This window comes from Rhodococcus sp. IEGM 1306, from assembly GCF_036541985.1.
Classification (GTDB): domain Bacteria; phylum Actinomycetota; class Actinomycetes; order Mycobacteriales; family Mycobacteriaceae; genus Rhodococcus_F; species Rhodococcus_F qingshengii.
In genome coordinates this window covers 259,296-275,202 of the sequence record NZ_JAZHFF010000002.1, presented here as the reverse complement: position 1 = coordinate 275,202, position 15,907 = coordinate 259,296, and the positions used below count along the sequence as shown (strand labels likewise).

At 62.7% G+C, this 15,907-nt stretch carries 14 protein-coding genes; 9 read left to right on the top strand and 5 right to left on the bottom strand.

Features of this window, described 5'->3' with window-relative positions; all coding sequences use genetic code 11:
• The first annotated feature begins 5 nt into the window (after window positions 1-5).
• Window positions 6-2,510: a DEAD/DEAH box helicase gene (locus tag V3587_RS08020; protein WP_095970545.1), complete on the top strand. Its 2,505-nt coding sequence runs from the start codon at window positions 6-8 to the stop codon at window positions 2,508-2,510.
• Window positions 2,511-2,564: 54 nt separating this feature from the next.
• Here the strand turns inward: V3587_RS08020 and V3587_RS08015 are convergent, their stop codons facing one another.
• A complete protein-coding gene (locus V3587_RS08015) occupies window positions 2,565-2,972 on the bottom strand; it encodes a DUF5997 family protein (protein WP_095970546.1) in 408 nt (135 codons plus the stop codon).
• A gap of 56 nt (window positions 2,973-3,028) precedes the next feature.
• On the opposite strand from V3587_RS08015, the gene V3587_RS08010 reads away from it, so the two are divergent.
• Both V3587_RS08010 and V3587_RS08005 read left to right on the top strand, forming a co-directional pair.
• Window positions 3,029-3,877: a LysR substrate-binding domain-containing protein gene (locus V3587_RS08010; protein ID WP_214886441.1), complete on the top strand. Its 849-nt coding sequence runs from the start codon at window positions 3,029-3,031 to the stop codon at window positions 3,875-3,877.
• Window positions 3,878-3,998: 121 nt separating this feature from the next.
• On the top strand, window positions 3,999-5,399 hold the full coding sequence (locus tag V3587_RS08005; RefSeq protein ID WP_283376338.1) for an FAD-binding oxidoreductase: 1,401 nt from the start codon (window positions 3,999-4,001) through the stop codon (window positions 5,397-5,399).
• A gap of 28 nt (window positions 5,400-5,427) precedes the next feature.
• Here the strand turns inward: V3587_RS08005 and V3587_RS08000 are convergent, their stop codons facing one another.
• On the bottom strand, window positions 5,428-6,348 hold the full coding sequence (locus tag V3587_RS08000) for a hydrogen peroxide-inducible genes activator (RefSeq protein WP_095970736.1): 921 nt from the start codon (window positions 6,346-6,348) through the stop codon (window positions 5,428-5,430).
• A gap of 229 nt (window positions 6,349-6,577) precedes the next feature.
• On the opposite strand from V3587_RS08000, the gene V3587_RS07995 reads away from it, so the two are divergent.
• The 3 genes from V3587_RS07995 to V3587_RS07985 all read left to right on the top strand — a co-directional run bounded on the left by V3587_RS07995 (window position 6,578) and on the right by V3587_RS07985 (window position 8,468).
• Window positions 6,578-7,165, top strand: a complete 588-nt coding sequence (locus V3587_RS07995) for a peroxiredoxin (RefSeq protein ID WP_095970549.1) — start codon at window positions 6,578-6,580, stop codon at window positions 7,163-7,165.
• A gap of 2 nt (window positions 7,166-7,167) precedes the next feature.
• A complete protein-coding gene (locus tag V3587_RS07990) occupies window positions 7,168-7,707 on the top strand; it encodes a carboxymuconolactone decarboxylase family protein (RefSeq protein ID WP_003942122.1) in 540 nt (179 codons plus the stop codon).
• Window positions 7,708-7,787: 80 nt separating this feature from the next.
• Complete coding sequence (locus V3587_RS07985; protein WP_283376337.1) at window positions 7,788-8,468, top strand: PhzF family phenazine biosynthesis protein; 681 nt, start codon at window positions 7,788-7,790, stop codon at window positions 8,466-8,468.
• Here V3587_RS07985 and V3587_RS07980 read toward each other — a convergent pair.
• Entirely contained in the window at window positions 8,454-9,152 is a 699-nt protein-coding gene (locus tag V3587_RS07980; protein WP_283376336.1) for a hypothetical protein, read from the bottom strand. The genes V3587_RS07985 and V3587_RS07980 overlap by 15 nt on opposite strands.
• Before the next feature lie 17 nt (window positions 9,153-9,169).
• Between V3587_RS07980 and V3587_RS07975 the strand changes: the two genes are divergently transcribed.
• Window positions 9,170-9,436, top strand: coding sequence for a hypothetical protein (locus V3587_RS07975; protein WP_095970552.1), 267 nt, complete (start codon window positions 9,170-9,172; stop codon window positions 9,434-9,436).
• 2 nt (window positions 9,437-9,438) lie between these two features.
• On the opposite strand, the gene V3587_RS07970 is transcribed toward V3587_RS07975, so the two are convergent.
• Entirely contained in the window at window positions 9,439-10,662 is a 1,224-nt protein-coding gene (locus tag V3587_RS07970; RefSeq protein ID WP_283376335.1) for an aminotransferase family protein, read from the bottom strand.
• A gap of 130 nt (window positions 10,663-10,792) precedes the next feature.
• On the opposite strand from V3587_RS07970, the gene V3587_RS07965 reads away from it, so the two are divergent.
• Window positions 10,793-11,110, top strand: a complete 318-nt coding sequence (locus V3587_RS07965) for a DUF2322 family protein (RefSeq protein WP_166809551.1) — start codon at window positions 10,793-10,795, stop codon at window positions 11,108-11,110.
• Here V3587_RS07965 and V3587_RS07960 read toward each other — a convergent pair.
• On the bottom strand, window positions 11,081-11,710 hold the full coding sequence (locus tag V3587_RS07960; RefSeq protein WP_124569744.1) for a Pr6Pr family membrane protein: 630 nt from the start codon (window positions 11,708-11,710) through the stop codon (window positions 11,081-11,083). The two genes, V3587_RS07965 and V3587_RS07960, sit on opposite strands and share 30 nt — an antisense overlap.
• A 101-nt stretch (window positions 11,711-11,811) precedes the next feature.
• On the opposite strand from V3587_RS07960, the gene hrpA reads away from it, so the two are divergent.
• Entirely contained in the window at window positions 11,812-15,717 is a 3,906-nt protein-coding gene (hrpA, locus tag V3587_RS07955; RefSeq protein ID WP_283376334.1) for an ATP-dependent RNA helicase HrpA, read from the top strand.
• Window positions 15,718-15,907: the final 190 nt, after the last annotated feature.

Genomic DNA, 15,907 nt, shown 5'->3' with positions numbered 1-15,907 from the left:
TACGAGTGCTGCTGACGGAACTTCTCCCCGACAACGCGGATCCTGATTCCGTTTTCGACGCCTTCTCCTCGTGGACCCTCGAACGAGGGTTGACGCTCTATCCGGCCCAGGAAGAGGCCGTCATGGAGTTGGTCTCGGGTGCAAACGTGATCCTTGCGACGCCGACCGGGTCCGGCAAATCGATGGTGGCGATCGGCGCGCATTTCTATGCGATGTCGCTCGGCAAGCGTACGTATTACACCGCGCCGATCAAGGCGTTGGTGAGCGAGAAATTCTTTGCGCTCTGTGAAGTCTTCGGTGCCGAGAACGTCGGCATGATGACCGGTGATGCCGCCGTGAACTCGTCGGCGCCGATCATTTGTGCGACGGCGGAGATCGTCGCGAATCTCGCACTGCGAGAGGGCCCGAACTCCGATATCGGCCAGGTCGTGATGGACGAGTTCCACTTCTACTCCGAACCAGATCGAGGTTGGGCATGGCAGGTTCCACTCATCGAGTTGCCGCACGCCCAGTTCCTCTTGATGTCGGCAACCCTCGGTGAGGTCGATTTCTTCTCCGAAGATCTGACGCGTCGCACCGGCAAGCCCACCACCGTCGTCTCCGGCACGGAACGCCCCGTGCCACTGATGTTCTCGTACGCGACCACGCCGGTCGGTGAAACCATCGAAGATCTGGTGACCACCAACCAGTCCCCCGTCTACATCGTGCATTTCACGCAGGCCGCCGCTCTCGAACGCGCCCAGGCACTGACGAGCGTCAACTTCTGTTCCAAGGAAGAGAAGGAAGCGATCGCCGAGGCATTGGGTGGTTTCCGCTTCACCACCGGGTTCGGAAAGACACTCTCTCGCCTGGTCCGGCACGGCATCGGCGTTCACCATGCTGGCATGCTGCCCAAGTACCGACGGCTCATCGAAGTTCTCGCGCAGGACGGACTTCTCAAGGTCATCTGCGGTACCGACACCCTCGGCGTCGGCATCAACGTCCCGATCCGCACGGTACTGCTCACCGGTCTCGCCAAGTACGACGGCGTCCGCACACGGCATCTGAAAGCCCGCGAGTTCCATCAGATCGCCGGCCGCGCGGGTCGCGCGGGCTACGACACGATGGGCACCGTTGTCGTCCAGGCACCGGAACACGAGGTGGAGAATCTGCGGGCCGTCGCCAAGGCAGGCGACGATCCGAAGAAGATCAAGAAGATTCAACGCAAGAAGGCTCCCGAGGGGTTTGTGTCCTGGAGCGAAGCGACGTTCGACCGCTTGGTCGCGGCATCACCCGAACCGTTGGTGTCACGATTCTCGGTCAGCAACTCGATGCTGCTCAATGTCATTGCCCGACCGGGCAACTGCTTCGACGCGATGCGGCACCTGTTGGAAGACAACCACGAATCGCGGCCGGCGCAGCGCAAGCACATCCTCAAAGCGATCTCGCTGTATCGCGGATTGCTCAGCGCCGGCATCGTGGAGCGCCTCGACGAACCTGACGAGCACGGCCGTATGGCACGGTTGACGATGGACCTGCAGCGCGACTTCGCGCTCAACCAGCCGCTGTCCCCGTTCGCCTTGGCGGCATTCGAACTCCTCGACGTCGAATCCGACAGTTACGCACTCGATGTCGTCTCGATCATCGAATCGACGCTCGACGATCCGCGTCAGGTGCTCATGGCGCAGCAGCACTTCGCTCGCGGCGAAGCGGTGGCACAGATGAAGGCCGACGGCATCGAGTACGAGGAGCGCATGGAGCTTCTCGAAGAGGTCACCTGGCCGAAACCGTTGTCGGACTTGCTGTTCCCGGCTTTCGAAATGTATCGCGGCGGCCACCCGTGGATCACGGAGTTCGCCCTCTCCCCCAAGTCCGTGGTGCGCGACATGATCGAACGCGCCATGACGTTTGCCGAATTGATCAGCCACTACGGACTCACCCGATCCGAGGGCCTCGTCCTGCGCTACCTCGCCGACGCGTACCGCGCCCTGCGGCAAACCGTCCCGACGGAGGCACGCACCGAGGAACTCGAAGACATCATCGAGTGGTTGGGCGAGCTGATCCGTCAGGTCGACTCGAGCCTTCTCGACGAGTGGGAGTCACTTACCGATCCCGGAGCCGAAGCAGACACCGAAGAGGTGGCGTTCGGCGCCGACATTCCCCGGCCCATCTCGGCGAACCCGCGCGCATTCCGCGTCATGGTGCGCAATGCGATGTTCCGACGCATCGATCTCGCATCGCGTCGGCAGTGGAACGAGCTGGAAAACCTCGAGGACGGTATCGACGCCGCTGAGTGGGAAGAGCAACTACTCCCGTACTTCGAGGAGTACGCAACCATCGGAACCGGACCGTCGGCGCGCGGGCCGGCGCTCTTCCAAGTCACCGAAGAGGGTGAGTTCTGGCGGGTGCGGCAGGTGCTCGAGGACCCGGAGGGCGATCACGGATGGGCACTGCTTGCCGTCGTCGACATCCCGGAATCGGATGCCGCGGGTGAAATCGTATTCGACGAGCTGAGCGTCGTAGAAGGCTAGCGCCTGTGCGCCTTTCTGATAGTGGTCGCTACCAGTGAGGCGCACAGGGGGCTTTCAGCCCCTTCGAGCCTTCCGCGGCTGATTACGACGAGCAGCGCGCTTTTCCTTGATGCGAACGTTCTCGGCCCGCACGTCGGCCTGAACAGCGCGTTCCTTCTCGAGCCAGTCGGGCTTCTCTTCGAGGAGTGCGGCGATCTGATCCGTGGTGAGCGCCTCTTCGACGCCGCCGCGAGCGAGACCGGCGATCGAGATGCCCAACTTGGCAGCGATGACCGGGCGAGGGTGCGGTCCGGTGCGTCGCAGCTCCAGCAGCCACTCCGGCGGATCGGTCTGCAGCGCGGTCAGTTCGTCACGAGTCACGTCGCCTTCCTGGAACTGCGCAGGTGTTGCTTCCAGGTACACACCCAGCTTCTTGGCAGCCGTCGTCGGCTTCATCGTCTGGGGAGTTTTGTTCGACGTCATGCAACAAGAGTAACCAGCCGATACGGGTGCTTTTACCAAGGCGGTAGCCTTGCCTGGTGACAGACGCGGATAGTCAGGCAATTTTTCGACTCGCGTACGCCCCGGGGGTGACGCCCACCAAGTGGGTCCGGGTGTGGCACGAGCGGCTTCCCGAGGTGCGTCTGGAACTGGTTCAGTTCCCGGTTCTCGAACTCGAAGCTGCACTTCGCGCAGGTGAAGCAGATGCGGGTTTGGTTCGCCTGCCGATCGACCGGACCGGCATCAGCGCCATCTCGCTGTATGCGGAAACCCCGGTCGTGGTGATACCGAAAGATCACGTGTTCACCGCGGTTGATCAGATCTCCGTCGACGATTTGGCGGACGAGATAGTGCTCGATCCACTCGACGACAGACTCGACTGGCCGACACGTCCTGGAAAAGCTGCCGCCGACAGACCCGCGAGCATCGCTGACGCGATCGAATTGGTTGCCGCCGGCGTCGGCGTTGTCGTCGTGCCTCATTCGCTGGCGCGGTTCCACCATCGCAAGGACCTGACCTTCCGTCCGGTGGACGGTGCGCCCGAGGCTCCCGTGGCTTTGGCATGGATGGAGTCCAAGACCACAGATCTGGTCGAGGAACTGATCGGCATCGTGCGGGGCCGCACGGCACAAAGTTCCCGCGGCCGAAACGGTGAGCCAGCGGAGAAGATCAAGGGCTCCGTCAAGGCCAAGATCGCGGCCCGCGAGCGTCGCGCAGAAGCTGCCAAGAACGGGCAGAAAGCGAAGGGCGCCGGCACCGCAAAGAACATTTCCGGACGCAACGCAGGTTCCGGTAAGGCCAAGGCGGGCGGCAAATCGGGTAGCGGGAAGTCCGGTGGGACCAAGAGTTCGGGTGGCCGGTTCTCCGGAAAGCAGAAGGGCCGCTAGGGATTCAGCCGGCAACTCGGAAGATCGTTGCCTGACATCGCTGAACTGTTCAGCCGCGAGTGAACCGCGCTGCGGGCCGCGAAACGGCGCATCGTCGAACTCCGTCGAGCATGATGAGAGTATGACTCCCGCGAGTTCTTCAGCCCTCGACGAATTGGTAGCGGCACTCCCCGAGGGAGCCGTCCTGCTGGATCCTGACCTGACCGCGGGCTACCGCCAGGACTGGGCTGCCGATCCGACCGCCGGCCACCCCGCTGCCGTGGTTCGCGCAACGTCCACGGAAGACATCCAAGCAGTCATGCGATGGGCAACCGCCAACCGCGTACCGGTGGTTCCCAGAGGTGCCGGCTCGGGCCTTTCCGGTGGATCCAGCGCCGTCGACGGTTGCATCGTGGTCAGCACCGAGCGAATGCGACAGATCACGATCGACCCGGTTGCCCGTGTGGCGGTTACTCAGCCCGGCTTGATGAATGCGGAGGTCAAGAAAGCAGCCGCAGAGCACGGACTCTGGTACCCGCCGGATCCCTCGTCCTTCGAGATCTGTTCCATCGGCGGCAATGCAGCCACCAACGCCGGCGGACTCTGCTGCGTCAAGTACGGGGTCACCACCGACTACGTTCTCGGACTTCGGGTCGTGCTGGCAGACGGGACAGCGGTCAGCCTCGGTGGCCCCCTTCTCAAGGACGTCGCCGGACTCTCACTCACGAAACTGTTCGTGGGTAGTGAGGGAACTCTCGGCATCATCACGGAAATCACCCTGCGTTTGATTCCCGCGCAGCCGCCCGCATCAACCGTCGTCGCGTCGTTCGACTCGGTACAAGAGGCTGCCGACGCGGTCTTGGCGATCACCGGCAACATGCGTCCGGCGATGCTCGAGTTCATGGACCATGCCAGCATCAATGCCGTCGAGGATTCGGTACGCATGGGTCTGAACCGCAAGGCTCACGCACTGCTGCTCGCGCAGTCCGACGCAGCCGGCGCGGCAGGCGTGCTGGAAATCGAGACGATTGTTCAGGCGTGCGAAAACAACGGAGCCACCGAGGTATTCGCCACCGACGACCAGGCCGAAGGTGACGCTTTTGCGGCGGCACGGCGGGCAGTGTTCCCGGCAGTGCTCGCGATGGGAAGTCTGCTTCTCGAAGACGTGGGCGTTCCCATGCGCGCACTCCCCCAGCTCGTGACCGGGGTCGAAGCCATCGCGGACGACCTCGATGTCCTGATCTGCACGGTGGCGCATGCCGGAGACGGAAATACACACCCGCTCATCGTCTTCGACCCCGCCGACCCGGACATGACCGAACGCGCACAGATCGCATTCGGACGGGTGATGGATCTCGCCATCGCGCTCGGTGGCACGATCACCGGCGAACACGGGGTCGGTCGACTCAAGCGCGACTGGCTGCCGTCACAGTTGGGTGAAGACGTCATGGCCCTCAATCGCAAGGTCAAGGATGCGCTCGACCCTCTGGGAATTCTCAATCCCGGAGCCGTCATTGCCGCGAAAGAAGGCTCTCTCGACTAGCTTTCACGTCGACGTCGAACGAGTTACGTCATCGAGGAACTGTCGGGCTGACCGAACGGACCAACTCGGCCAGCTGACGGAATCCTTCTGCTCGGCCACTCGAAGAGCGGAACACGACGCCGATCGTACGACCTGGAGCCGGCGATGCGAAGCGCGCCGTCGACAAATCTCCGCGTCGAACCTCCACTGCAACAGCAGATTCCGGGACCAAAGTCACCCCGAGTCCCCCGGCCACACACTGCACGACCGTCGCGAGCGACGTCGCCCGCGTGTCGCCGGCAAGCGGATGAGCGTCAACGGAACGACACAGATCCAACGTCTGGTCGCGCAGGCAGTGGCCGTCGTCGAGCAAGAGCAACGGCAGCGCGTCGAGCACGTCCACCGTGAGATCGACACGGCCGGCCAAGGAGTGATCGTCCGGCACGACCATCACAAAATCCTCTTCGTACACAGGAACTTCCACCAGGCCGGGCGTTCCGGCAGGAAGCGCCAGCACAGCTACGTCGAGCGCTCCCGATCGCAGTGCATCGAGTAGGCGCGCCGTCTGATCCTCGACGATCTGCGGCGCCAACGACGGCAGCTTGTCGCGCAGCTCCGGCAACAACCCCGGAAGAATGTAGGGCGCAACGGTCGGGATCAACCCGATGCGGAGCGGTCCGGTCAGAGAGTCGCCGGAGCCGGCGGCACTCGCGACGAAACCGTCGGCAGCCTCGAGAATCTGCTTGGCCTGACCGAGCAAGCGCTGCCCGTCCGCAGTCACGAGCACGCGCCGCGTACTCCGTTCGATCAGCTTGACCCCCAGGCCCGCCTCGAGCGCCGCCAGCGCCTGGGACAGTGTGGGTTGGCTCACACCGGAACGTGCTGCGGCAGTACCGAAGTGCCGATACTCGGCCACCGACACGAAGGCACGCAGCTGTGACAAGGAAGGTTGATAAGTCTGATCAGACATGCCTATCAGTGTAGTGCCACCCATCACCTTTACCTTTTGAACGGTTTGATGCAGAATGGACTCATACCAAAAAGCGCCGGTCACAACGTCGACACTCCAGTCGAAACCGTCCGACCCGCTGACGGTGACAAACCCTCTCGATCCAGCACGTTCGGCCGTCACAATCCGAACAGCCGGATCGTGTGCGCAAGAAATTCCTGTTCACGAGACACGTAGGAGAATGAGACACATGGCTCTGCTCACAATCGGCGACCAGTTCCCCGCTTACAACCTCACGGCTGTCATCGGCGGCGACCTGTCCAAGGTCGATGCCCAGCAGCCCGATGACTACTTCACCACCGTCACCAGCGACGACTACGCAGGCAAGTGGCGCATCGTCTTCTTCTGGCCCAAGGACTTCACCTTCGTGTGCCCCACCGAGATTGCTGCATTCGGCAAGCTCAACGACGAGTTCGCAGACCGTGACGCTCAGGTTCTCGGCGCTTCCGTCGACAACGAGTTCGTGCACTTCCAGTGGCGTGCACAGCACGAAGAGCTCAAGACCCTCCCCTTCCCGATGCTCTCGGACCTCAAGCGCGAGCTTGCCGAGGCCACCGGCGTCCTCAACGCCGACGGCGTTGCAGACCGCGCGACGTTCATCGTCGACCCCAACAACGAGATCCAGTTCGTCTCCGTCACAGCCGGTTCCGTCGGCCGTAACGTCGACGAGGTTCTCCGCGTCCTCGACGCTCTCCAGAGCGACGAGCTGTGCGCATGCAACTGGAAGAAGGGCGACCCGACCATCAACGCCGGCGAGCTCCTGACTGCGAGCGTCTGAGTATGAGCGTCGAGAACCTCAAGAACTCGCTTCCCGAGTACGCGAAGGACCTCAAGCTCAACCTGAGTTCCATTGCGCGCACGACGGTCCTGAATGAGCAGCAGTTGTGGGGAACGCTCCTCGCAACGGCCGCAGCCACCAAGTCTGCGTCCACGCTCAAGGAGATTGCATCCGAGGCTGCCGACAACCTGTCGGCAGAGGCGTACAACGCCGCTCTCGGCGCAGCGTCGATCATGGGCATGAACAACGTCTTCTACCGCACCAAGGGCTACCTCGACGGTAAGTACGACGACCTTCGTGCCGGCCTGCGGATGAACATCATCGGCAACCCGGGCGTCGACAAGGCCGACTTCGAATTGTGGTCGCTTGCAGTGTCCGCGATCAACGGCTGCAACCACTGCCTCGAAGCTCACGAGAACACCCTCCGCCAGGAAGGTGTCGACCGCGAGGTCATCTTCGAAGCGATCCGCGCCGGTTCCATCGTCGCGGGCGTCGCACAGGCTGTCGAAGCCAACGAGATCCTCTCTGCCGCACAGGTCTGATCACTCGGACCCGACTGCAGTTCGACGAGCCCTCCCCACCGTGAAGGTGGGGAGGGCTTTTCGCGCGCTAGGGTGGACCGATGGGTATCGAGGTGAGTGTGGTCCGGGTCTTCACGGACGAGAACGGCAAGCACGGCAATCCGCTGGGAATCGTCGACGCATCCACGGTTGCAGAATCGGATCGACAAGCCGTCGCGAAGGAACTCGACTACAGCGAGACCATCTTCATCGACGTTCCGGATGACGGCGCCTCGCGTGCCCGGGTCCAGATCTTCACTCCGGCAGCAGAACTCCCCTTCGCCGGGCACCCGACCGTCGGTGCCACGTGGTGGCTGGGCGAGCAGGGCCGCCGCGTGACCGCCCTCGACGTTCCCGCCGGCAGTGTCGACGTCCGCCAATCCGGCGCTCTCACATGGGTACGCGCGCGTGCCGAGTGGGCACCGGAATTCGCGATCTATCCGATGGACACGGTCGACGACGTCATCGACGCCGATCCGTCCGACTACGAGGCGGATCATTCGTATCTGTGGGCATGGCAGGACAAGCTCGAAGCTGCCATCCGCGTACGCATGTTCGCACCGGTGATGGGAATCGCCGAGGACGAGGCCACCGGATCGGCAGCGCTACGCATCACGGACCGGTTGAGGAAATCATTGCTCATCACCCAGGGACGCGGATCGGTGCTTCACACCACCTTCTCCCCCGAAGGGTGGCTCGAAGTCGGCGGCCGCGTCGTCGCCGAGCCGTCACGAACCTTGTGAGTACCCGGCGGGATTGCGTCCGGCCTCGAGGTCACTTGGGCTGAGAGTCACCGAGATCTCGTCACCGAGCGCAACTCCCGGTGCGAGGGGCAACTGATCTCCACTCCAGAATTTGCCCGGGTCGAACCAGTTGATCCGACGATTACCGACAAGCAGACCCATCGCTTCATAGGTCTTGGCAACCACTTCGGCGCAGTAGGCGCTCTCGGCGGCTACTGCCGATACGTCGGACTTCTTGCGCAGCTTCGGGATTCGGCCCCCGAACCAGCGTGAGGCGAGCTTGGCCGTCGACGGGAACGGCGTGCCGTCCAGTCGCGCGATCGTCTTGAGCAGAGCGTCTTCCTGCTCACGGGTGATCTCGTGGTCGAGCTGGCGCAACCATCCGCGCTGCCCATACTTGGCGCCCCACACCTGAACCGCCGACCTCAGATCGTGCAGTTGGACACCACGCTGAAAGCGTCCGGTCCACATGTCCTGCAGCGAGTGACCGAGTTCCGCATGCCACATCAGCGGCGGAAGGTCGTCGATCACCACCGACATTCCCACGTGATTGACCGGACTGTTGGTCAGCGTCTGGATGGCCCGGTCGGCCGTCGACTCTCCGCGGAAGATCCAGATGTCGCCCGTGCGGGTCGCCGCGGCGGCCTCGTCGAGACTCACCTGCGAAAGCAATCGTCGGTCCATGCCTCTAGCGTAGAGGGATGAAACTCCCTACTCCTCTGCGCGCCTCGCACGTTTGGAAACTGGTCGGCCTCGCTGGTGCCATGGGCATTGCCGCCACCGGGGTCCTCGTTGCGCGCGGCGAACGCCAGCGTCGGGCCTACTCTCCGGACGAGATTCGCTCGGTATTGCACGAGCGGTACACCCAGGCCTACGCCAAGCAGTCGGAGCAAGAAGTTCTGGAACTCGAACCTGCACCCAACGCAGTGCGGCGCCGTATCGAGAAGCTCTTCCGGCGCCGCAACTGAACTCATCCGAGGGCTGCGAGGATCCCTGCTGCCATCTCCGCGACCTGATCATCGGTCATCACGAACGTCGGCGAAATCTGCATCGCACCCTGACCCGCAGCACGACCCGAAATACCGTGCTCACGCAACGTCTTCACAAACGGCAACGCCTCAGCCGGATCAACCAACTGCACCGCAGCAACCGCACCGAGCCCACTACGAACCTCCGCCACCCGCGGATGCTCCGCCAACGGCTGCAGATGCGTATGCAACGACGCCTCCAGACGCTTCGACTCCGCGAGCAAATTCTCACGCTCGACAATGTCGAGGTTCGCCATCGCCGCCGCAGCAGCACCGGCATGCCCGCCGTACGTGTAACCATGACGCCACCACGAACCCGCATAGAACGGCTCCGCCACCCGCGGCGCGATGAACACCGCACCCATCGGAACATAACCCGACGTCAAACCCTTCGCCGTGGTCATCATGTCAGGCTGCAAATCGAAACGAGTGGACGCGAACCACTCACCACCGATACGACCGAAACCGGTCACCACCTCGTCGACGACAAACAGAATGTCGTGCTCACGGCAGATGTCACGCACCTCCGCCAGGTACCCCTCCGGCGGAAGATACACCCCACCCGCACCGATGATCGGCTCCGCGAAAAACGCCGCGATCTTGTTCGCACCGACCCGCTCGATCAACTCGAGCAGACTCTTCGCATCATCCCAGCCGACCGTCGCCGCATCCGCCATCAGCTCGCCGTAACCCTCACGGTTCACCGGAATACCCGCCAGAGCCGTTCCCGCAACATGCATTCCGTGATACGCCTTCTGACGACCGACGATGATCGCCTTCTCCGGCTGCCCAACCTCGTGCCAGTACCGACGAGCGAGCTTCGCCGCAGTGTCCACCGAATCCGAACCACCCGAAGTGAAAAAGATCTTGCTCCCGGCAACCGGCGCAATCGTCGCCAACCGCTCCGCCAACACCTGCGTCGTCTCGGGAACAAAATCACCGAAGTTGGAGAAATGAGCGATCTTCGACAACTGAGCCGCCACCGCGTCCGCGATCTCGGCGCGCCCGTGCCCGACATTGGTGAACCACAGGCCCGCCGTCGCATCCAGATACCGAGTGCCCTCGCGGTCCCAGATGTACGCCCCCTCACCGCGAGAGACGACAAACGCGCCGTTCTTCTCCACAGCGCCCATGTCCGCGAACCCGTGCCACAATGCCGAAGCCATCATTGTCCCCTTCGAATACAAACGATGCTGGTGTGCAAACGATGTGCTGCGACTATATCGACATCGGGAATCGGCGCACGACGGCGCTCGCCCGGCACCGGTATCCCGGCGCACACGTAATCTGTCGACCATGACTTTTGCCGACAATCTCGCCGCACTGCCCACCGTCGACCATCTGGCCGCCATCGAAGTACTCGACGCCGACGGAAACGTCATCGACACCGTCGAGAACAAGCCCGGAAAGTCTGGCTCGGTCAAGGTGTACAACCATCTTGCCGAGGTCTACGGCGCCCTGACACCCGAAGCCGCGACAGCAGGACTGACGATCTTCGCCGAGCACACCGAGGACGCGCGAGCGAACCGCGGCAAGCACCCGAACATCGACCGACTCGATCAGGTGATCGCCACCGGAAGCGGGCTAGGACTGCGGGGCGTTCCGGCCGCGTAGCCCGGCGCCCAACCGTCCGACGGCATTGACCGCCAACGCCATCAGGGCCATCGCGATGCCCAGCACGACAAATCCAATGAACAGAGCCAGGTAGCCCTGATGGCGCGGATCCATGAACGGGTACGGATACCAGTCGACGATCGGACCTCGAATCAACGTGTACACCGCGTAGATCACCGGAAACAGCAGCCACTGCAGCGAGCGAATTTCGGAGATCCTGTGCCGCGAAGCGAAGAACACCCAGTCGAGGAGCATCACCAGCGGAAGAATGCGGTGCAGCGCCGAGTTGATCCACGCGTCGTTCAAATTGACGTCGATGTTCGCGAGTAGGACGGCGTAGATGATTCCGGTGATGACCATGTACAGAGTCACCGCGCCACGAATCGACTGCCATGTCCGCGATTGCGGATCACGAAATGCGCCCACCAGCAACACGAACACCGCGAGGATATTGCTCTCGATGGTGAAGTAGCTCAGATAGTTCGACAACGAGAATCCGTCGGCGTTGCGAATCGGGATCCACAACAACGCAGTGAGTCCGTAGAGCGCGAACAACAATCGAAGTACTCGCACGGCAACAGGTGTCGACGCGACAGGCACCGATGACTCATTTGCGGTATTTGTCGTCACTCGACGATATTTGCACATCACTACGATCTGCGAGCGGTAGTTGTGAATGCGTTCGATAGGCTGTCATCAGCATGTCTACAACACCACCGGCCCCGCTCTCCCCCAAGCGGAGTGACCTGAAGAGCGCGCTGGCACAGGTCTCACTCCGCGACGAGAGTCGACTCCGTCGCAAACTCGACCGCGCCCGCACACCAGACGCTCTGGTGGCGCTGGCCGAAGAAATCGAGAAGGCACGCACTCGCTTGGCTGCCCGCGCAGTCAGTGTTCCTGCGGTCTCGTACCCCGAAGCCCTGCCCGTCAGTCAGCGCAAGGACGACATCGCGACCGCGATCTCGGAGAATCAGGTTGTCATCGTCGCCGGCGAGACCGGCTCGGGTAAGACAACTCAGATCCCGAAGATCTGTCTCGAACTCGGACGTGGCGTCCGCGGCCTGATCGGACATACACAGCCTCGCCGACTGGCAGCACGCACCGTTGCCGAACGTATCGCCGAAGAACTCGACACCGAACTCGGCGACGCTGTCGGATACACCGTGCGGTTCACCGACCAGGTCTCGGATCGCACCTACGTCAAGCTCATGACCGACGGCATTCTCCTCGCCGAAATTCAGCGCGACCGTATGCTCCGACGCTACGACACGCTGATCATCGACGAAGCGCACGAACGCAGCCTCAACATCGACTTCATCCTCGGTTACCTGGCTCAGCTGCTCCCCCGCCGACCCGATCTCAAAGTCATCATTACGTCGGCGACCATCGATCCCGAACGCTTCGCCGAGCACTTCGCTGTCGACGGTAAGCCCGCGCCGATCGTCGAGGTATCCGGGCGAACGTTCCCCGTCGAAATGCGTTACCGCCCACTGACCGTCGAATCCGGCGACATCACCTTCGACCGTGATCCCGTCGACGCGGTCTGCGAGGCTGTCGACGAGCTGAGCGCGGAGGGCGAAGGCGACATCCTGGTCTTCCTCTCCGGCGAACGCGAAATTCGCGACACCGCAGACGCTTTACGCGATCGGCGTCTTCGCAACACCGAAATCGTCCCGCTGTACGCGCGGCTGTCGGCCGCCGAACAACACAAGGTGTTCTCGCCGCACACCGGCCGACGCGTCGTCCTCGCAACCAACGTGGCGGAGACCTCGCTGACCGTTCCCGGCATTCGGTACGTCGTCGATCCAGGAACGGCGCGCATTTCGCGATACTCGGTACGCACCAAAGTGCAGCGGTTGCCGATCGAACCGATTTCCCAAGCGTCGGCGCGTCAGCGTTCCGGGCGTTGCGGCCGCGTCGCCGAAGGAATCTGCATCCGCCTGTACTCCGAGGAGGACTTCGAGTCACGGCCGGCATTCACCGAACCGGAGATCCTGCGAACCAACCTCGCATCCGTGATCTTGCAGATGACGGCTCTCGGCCTGGGCGACATCGCGGCCTTCCCCTTCGTCGAACCGCCGGACCAGCGCGCAGTGAAGGACGGAATCGGACTCCTCGAAGAACTCGGCGCCATCGCGCGAGGTTCCGAGGCCAGCCACCCCGAACTGACGCCCGTCGGCCGCGAGTTGGCCCAGATTCCGGTGGATCCGCGGATGGCACGAATGCTGGTGGAAGCCAAGAACAACGATTGCCTTCACGAAACCCTTGTCATCGTCGCGGCACTGTCCATTCAGGACGTTCGCGAACGGCCCGCCGAGTTCCAGCAGGCAGCCGACGAAAAGCATGCCAGGTTCAATGTCGAGAACTCCGACTTCCTGGCCTACCTGAAGCTGTGGGACTACTTACGCGAACAACGTAACGATCTGTCCTCCAACCAGTTCCGCAAGATGTGCCGGAACGAGTTCCTGCACTGGCTCCGGATCCGCGAATGGCAGGATCTGCACGGGCAACTCCGGCAGATCACCCGCGGTCTCGGCTGGACAGTAGGAGAGACACCGGCAAGCGAGAACGCGATCCATCAGTCGCTCCTCGCCGGATTGCTCTCGCATATCGGGCTACGCGAGGGCGAGAAGCGGGACTACCTCGGCGCCAGGGGCAGCCACTTCGCGATCTTCCCCGGATCGGGACTGTTCAAGAAGCCACCACGCTGGGTCATGGCCGCCGAACTCGTGGAAACGTCGAGGCTGTGGGCGCGCATGTCCGCGCGTATCGAACCCGAGTGGGCCGAAAAGCTCGCCCCGCACCTGGTGAAACGGACCTATTCCGAACCGCACTGGTCCTCCAAGCGAGGCTCGGCGATGGCATACGAGCGGGTCACTCTCTACGGAGTTCCCCTCGTGACCGGCCGCGCAGTGACGTACTCGCGAATCGATCCCGAGGCCTCCCGCGATCTCTTCATCCGCCATGCGCTGGTGCAGGGGGAATGGCAGACGAACCACAAGTTCTTCCACGAGAACCGCGCACTGCTCGACAACGTCGAGGAACTCGAGAACCGCGCGCGCCGACGCGACATCCTCGTAGACGACGAGACTCTCTACGAGTTCTACGACGAACGTATCGGCCAGGAAGCCGTGTCCGCCAAGCATTTCGACCAGTGGTGGAAGACTGAGCGGCGCAAGAATCCGAGTCTGCTGACGTTCACGCCGGAAACCGTGGTCAACTCCGACGCCGCTGCAGTCCTCGGTGGCGAGTACCCGGACGCGTGGCGCCAGGGCGACATGCAGTTTCCGCTCACTTACCAATTCGAACCCGGAAAGGATGACGACGGCGTCAGCGCGCACATCCCGGTCGGCCTGCTCGCGCAACTTCAGCCGGTCGGCTTCGACTGGTTGGTCCCGGGTATGCGCGTCGACCTGGTTACCGCTCTGATCAAGACGTTGCCCAAGAACATTCGACGCGCTGTCGTGCCGGCACCCGACTACGCCGCCGCAGCGTTGGCAGCAGTCAAACCTCGATCCGAGCCGTTGATGACCGCAATGGCCCGTGAACTCTCGCACTTGGGCGGGATCCAGATCGACGCCAAGGACTTTGATCCCGCCGCGCTGCCCGACCATCTTCGGATGACGTTTGTCGTCGAGGACGAATCGGGCAAGGTTCTCGCGAAGGGTAAGGATCTGGCGCAGCTGCGACGCGCGCTCGCCCCGCGCGTGCAGAAAGAAGTAGCCAAGGCGGCAACCGGTACCGAACGGGCAGCGGCAACCGTCTGGACATCCGAGACACTCGGCGCGTTGGAACCGACCATCACTCGCTCCATCGGCGGGCAGCAGGTAACCGGATACCCGGCACTGGTGCCGGAAAACGGCGGAGTTGCCGTTCGTGTCCTGAGTACACCGGCTGCGCAGGCGCAGGCGATGCGGGAAGGCACTCGGGCGCTTCTCCTGGCGGCCGTTCCCACCCAACTCAAGGCAGTGACCGCCGGCTTGTCGAACGCGCAGCGTCTGGCGCTCGGCCAGAATCCGGACGGCGGCTTGGAGGCCCTCGTCGAGGATTGCCGAGTGGCAGCTGCCAACGAAGTGATTGCGGCCCACGGTGGACCGGTGCGCACGCCTGAGGCCTTCGACGCCCTGGTGAAGATCGCACGCTCCGAACTGGCCGGGCGCGTTTCCGCGATCCTGCGCATGATTGTTCCGATCCTCGAACACGCCCACCAACTGAGCGTCGTCCTCGAACGCTCACGCGGGGAGGCAGCCGACGACGTCCGAGAGCAGTTGACCTCACTGCTTTTTCCGGGTTTCGTCGCCGAATTGGGCTCAGCGCGCCTACGCGATTTGCCGCGGTATCTTGCCGCAGCAAAATTCCGTCTCGAAGCTCTGCCTGCAAGCGCACAACGAGATCAGCAGGCGATGGATGTCCTCGACCGGGTGTACGCAGCGTACGACCGGTTGTTGAGTTCACTTCCCGAAGAGCGACGCACGGCCAGGGACGTCGACGCGATCAGCTGGATGATCGAAGAACTGCGCGTGAGTCTGTTTGCGCAGTCCCTCGGTACACCCACACCGATATCCGAAAAGCGAGTCCTGAAAGCTATCGAAGCGATCAAGCGTTGATGTTCGACGAGGATTGCGCGATCAGTAGATTGTCTGAATGTTGACGTTGGTGAGGAAACCGCCAAAGGTGGCAACAGTGTTGGCGAACCCGAGGGTTACCAGGCTGTTCACGACTCCGAGAACTGCAACTAAGTTCATAACGCCTCCGTGAAGATCCGAGATGCGGACGAACGTACCTGGTAGACACTAA

Bases quoted from the DNA above. Each gene is read 5' to 3' on its own strand.
- V3587_RS08015 (WP_095970546.1), bottom strand. From the start codon at position 2,972: ATGACGTCGAACAAAACTCCCCAGACGATGAAGCCGACGACGGCTGCC.
- V3587_RS08005 (WP_283376338.1), top strand. From the start codon at position 3,999: ATGACTCCCGCGAGTTCTTCAGCCCTCGACGAATTGGTAGCGGCACTC.
- V3587_RS08000 (WP_095970736.1), bottom strand. From the start codon at position 6,348: ATGTCTGATCAGACTTATCAACCTTCCTTGTCACAGCTGCGTGCCTTC.
- V3587_RS07995 (WP_095970549.1), top strand. From the start codon at position 6,578: ATGGCTCTGCTCACAATCGGCGACCAGTTCCCCGCTTACAACCTCACG.
- V3587_RS07990 (WP_003942122.1), top strand. From the start codon at position 7,168: ATGAGCGTCGAGAACCTCAAGAACTCGCTTCCCGAGTACGCGAAGGAC.
- V3587_RS07985 (WP_283376337.1), top strand. From the start codon at position 7,788: ATGGGTATCGAGGTGAGTGTGGTCCGGGTCTTCACGGACGAGAACGGC.
- V3587_RS07980 (WP_283376336.1), bottom strand. From the start codon at position 9,152: ATGGACCGACGATTGCTTTCGCAGGTGAGTCTCGACGAGGCCGCCGCG.
- V3587_RS07975 (WP_095970552.1), top strand. From the start codon at position 9,170: ATGAAACTCCCTACTCCTCTGCGCGCCTCGCACGTTTGGAAACTGGTC.
- V3587_RS07970 (WP_283376335.1), bottom strand. From the start codon at position 10,662: ATGGCTTCGGCATTGTGGCACGGGTTCGCGGACATGGGCGCTGTGGAG.
- V3587_RS07965 (WP_166809551.1), top strand. From the start codon at position 10,793: ATGACTTTTGCCGACAATCTCGCCGCACTGCCCACCGTCGACCATCTG.
- hrpA (WP_283376334.1), top strand. From the start codon at position 11,812: ATGTCTACAACACCACCGGCCCCGCTCTCCCCCAAGCGGAGTGACCTG.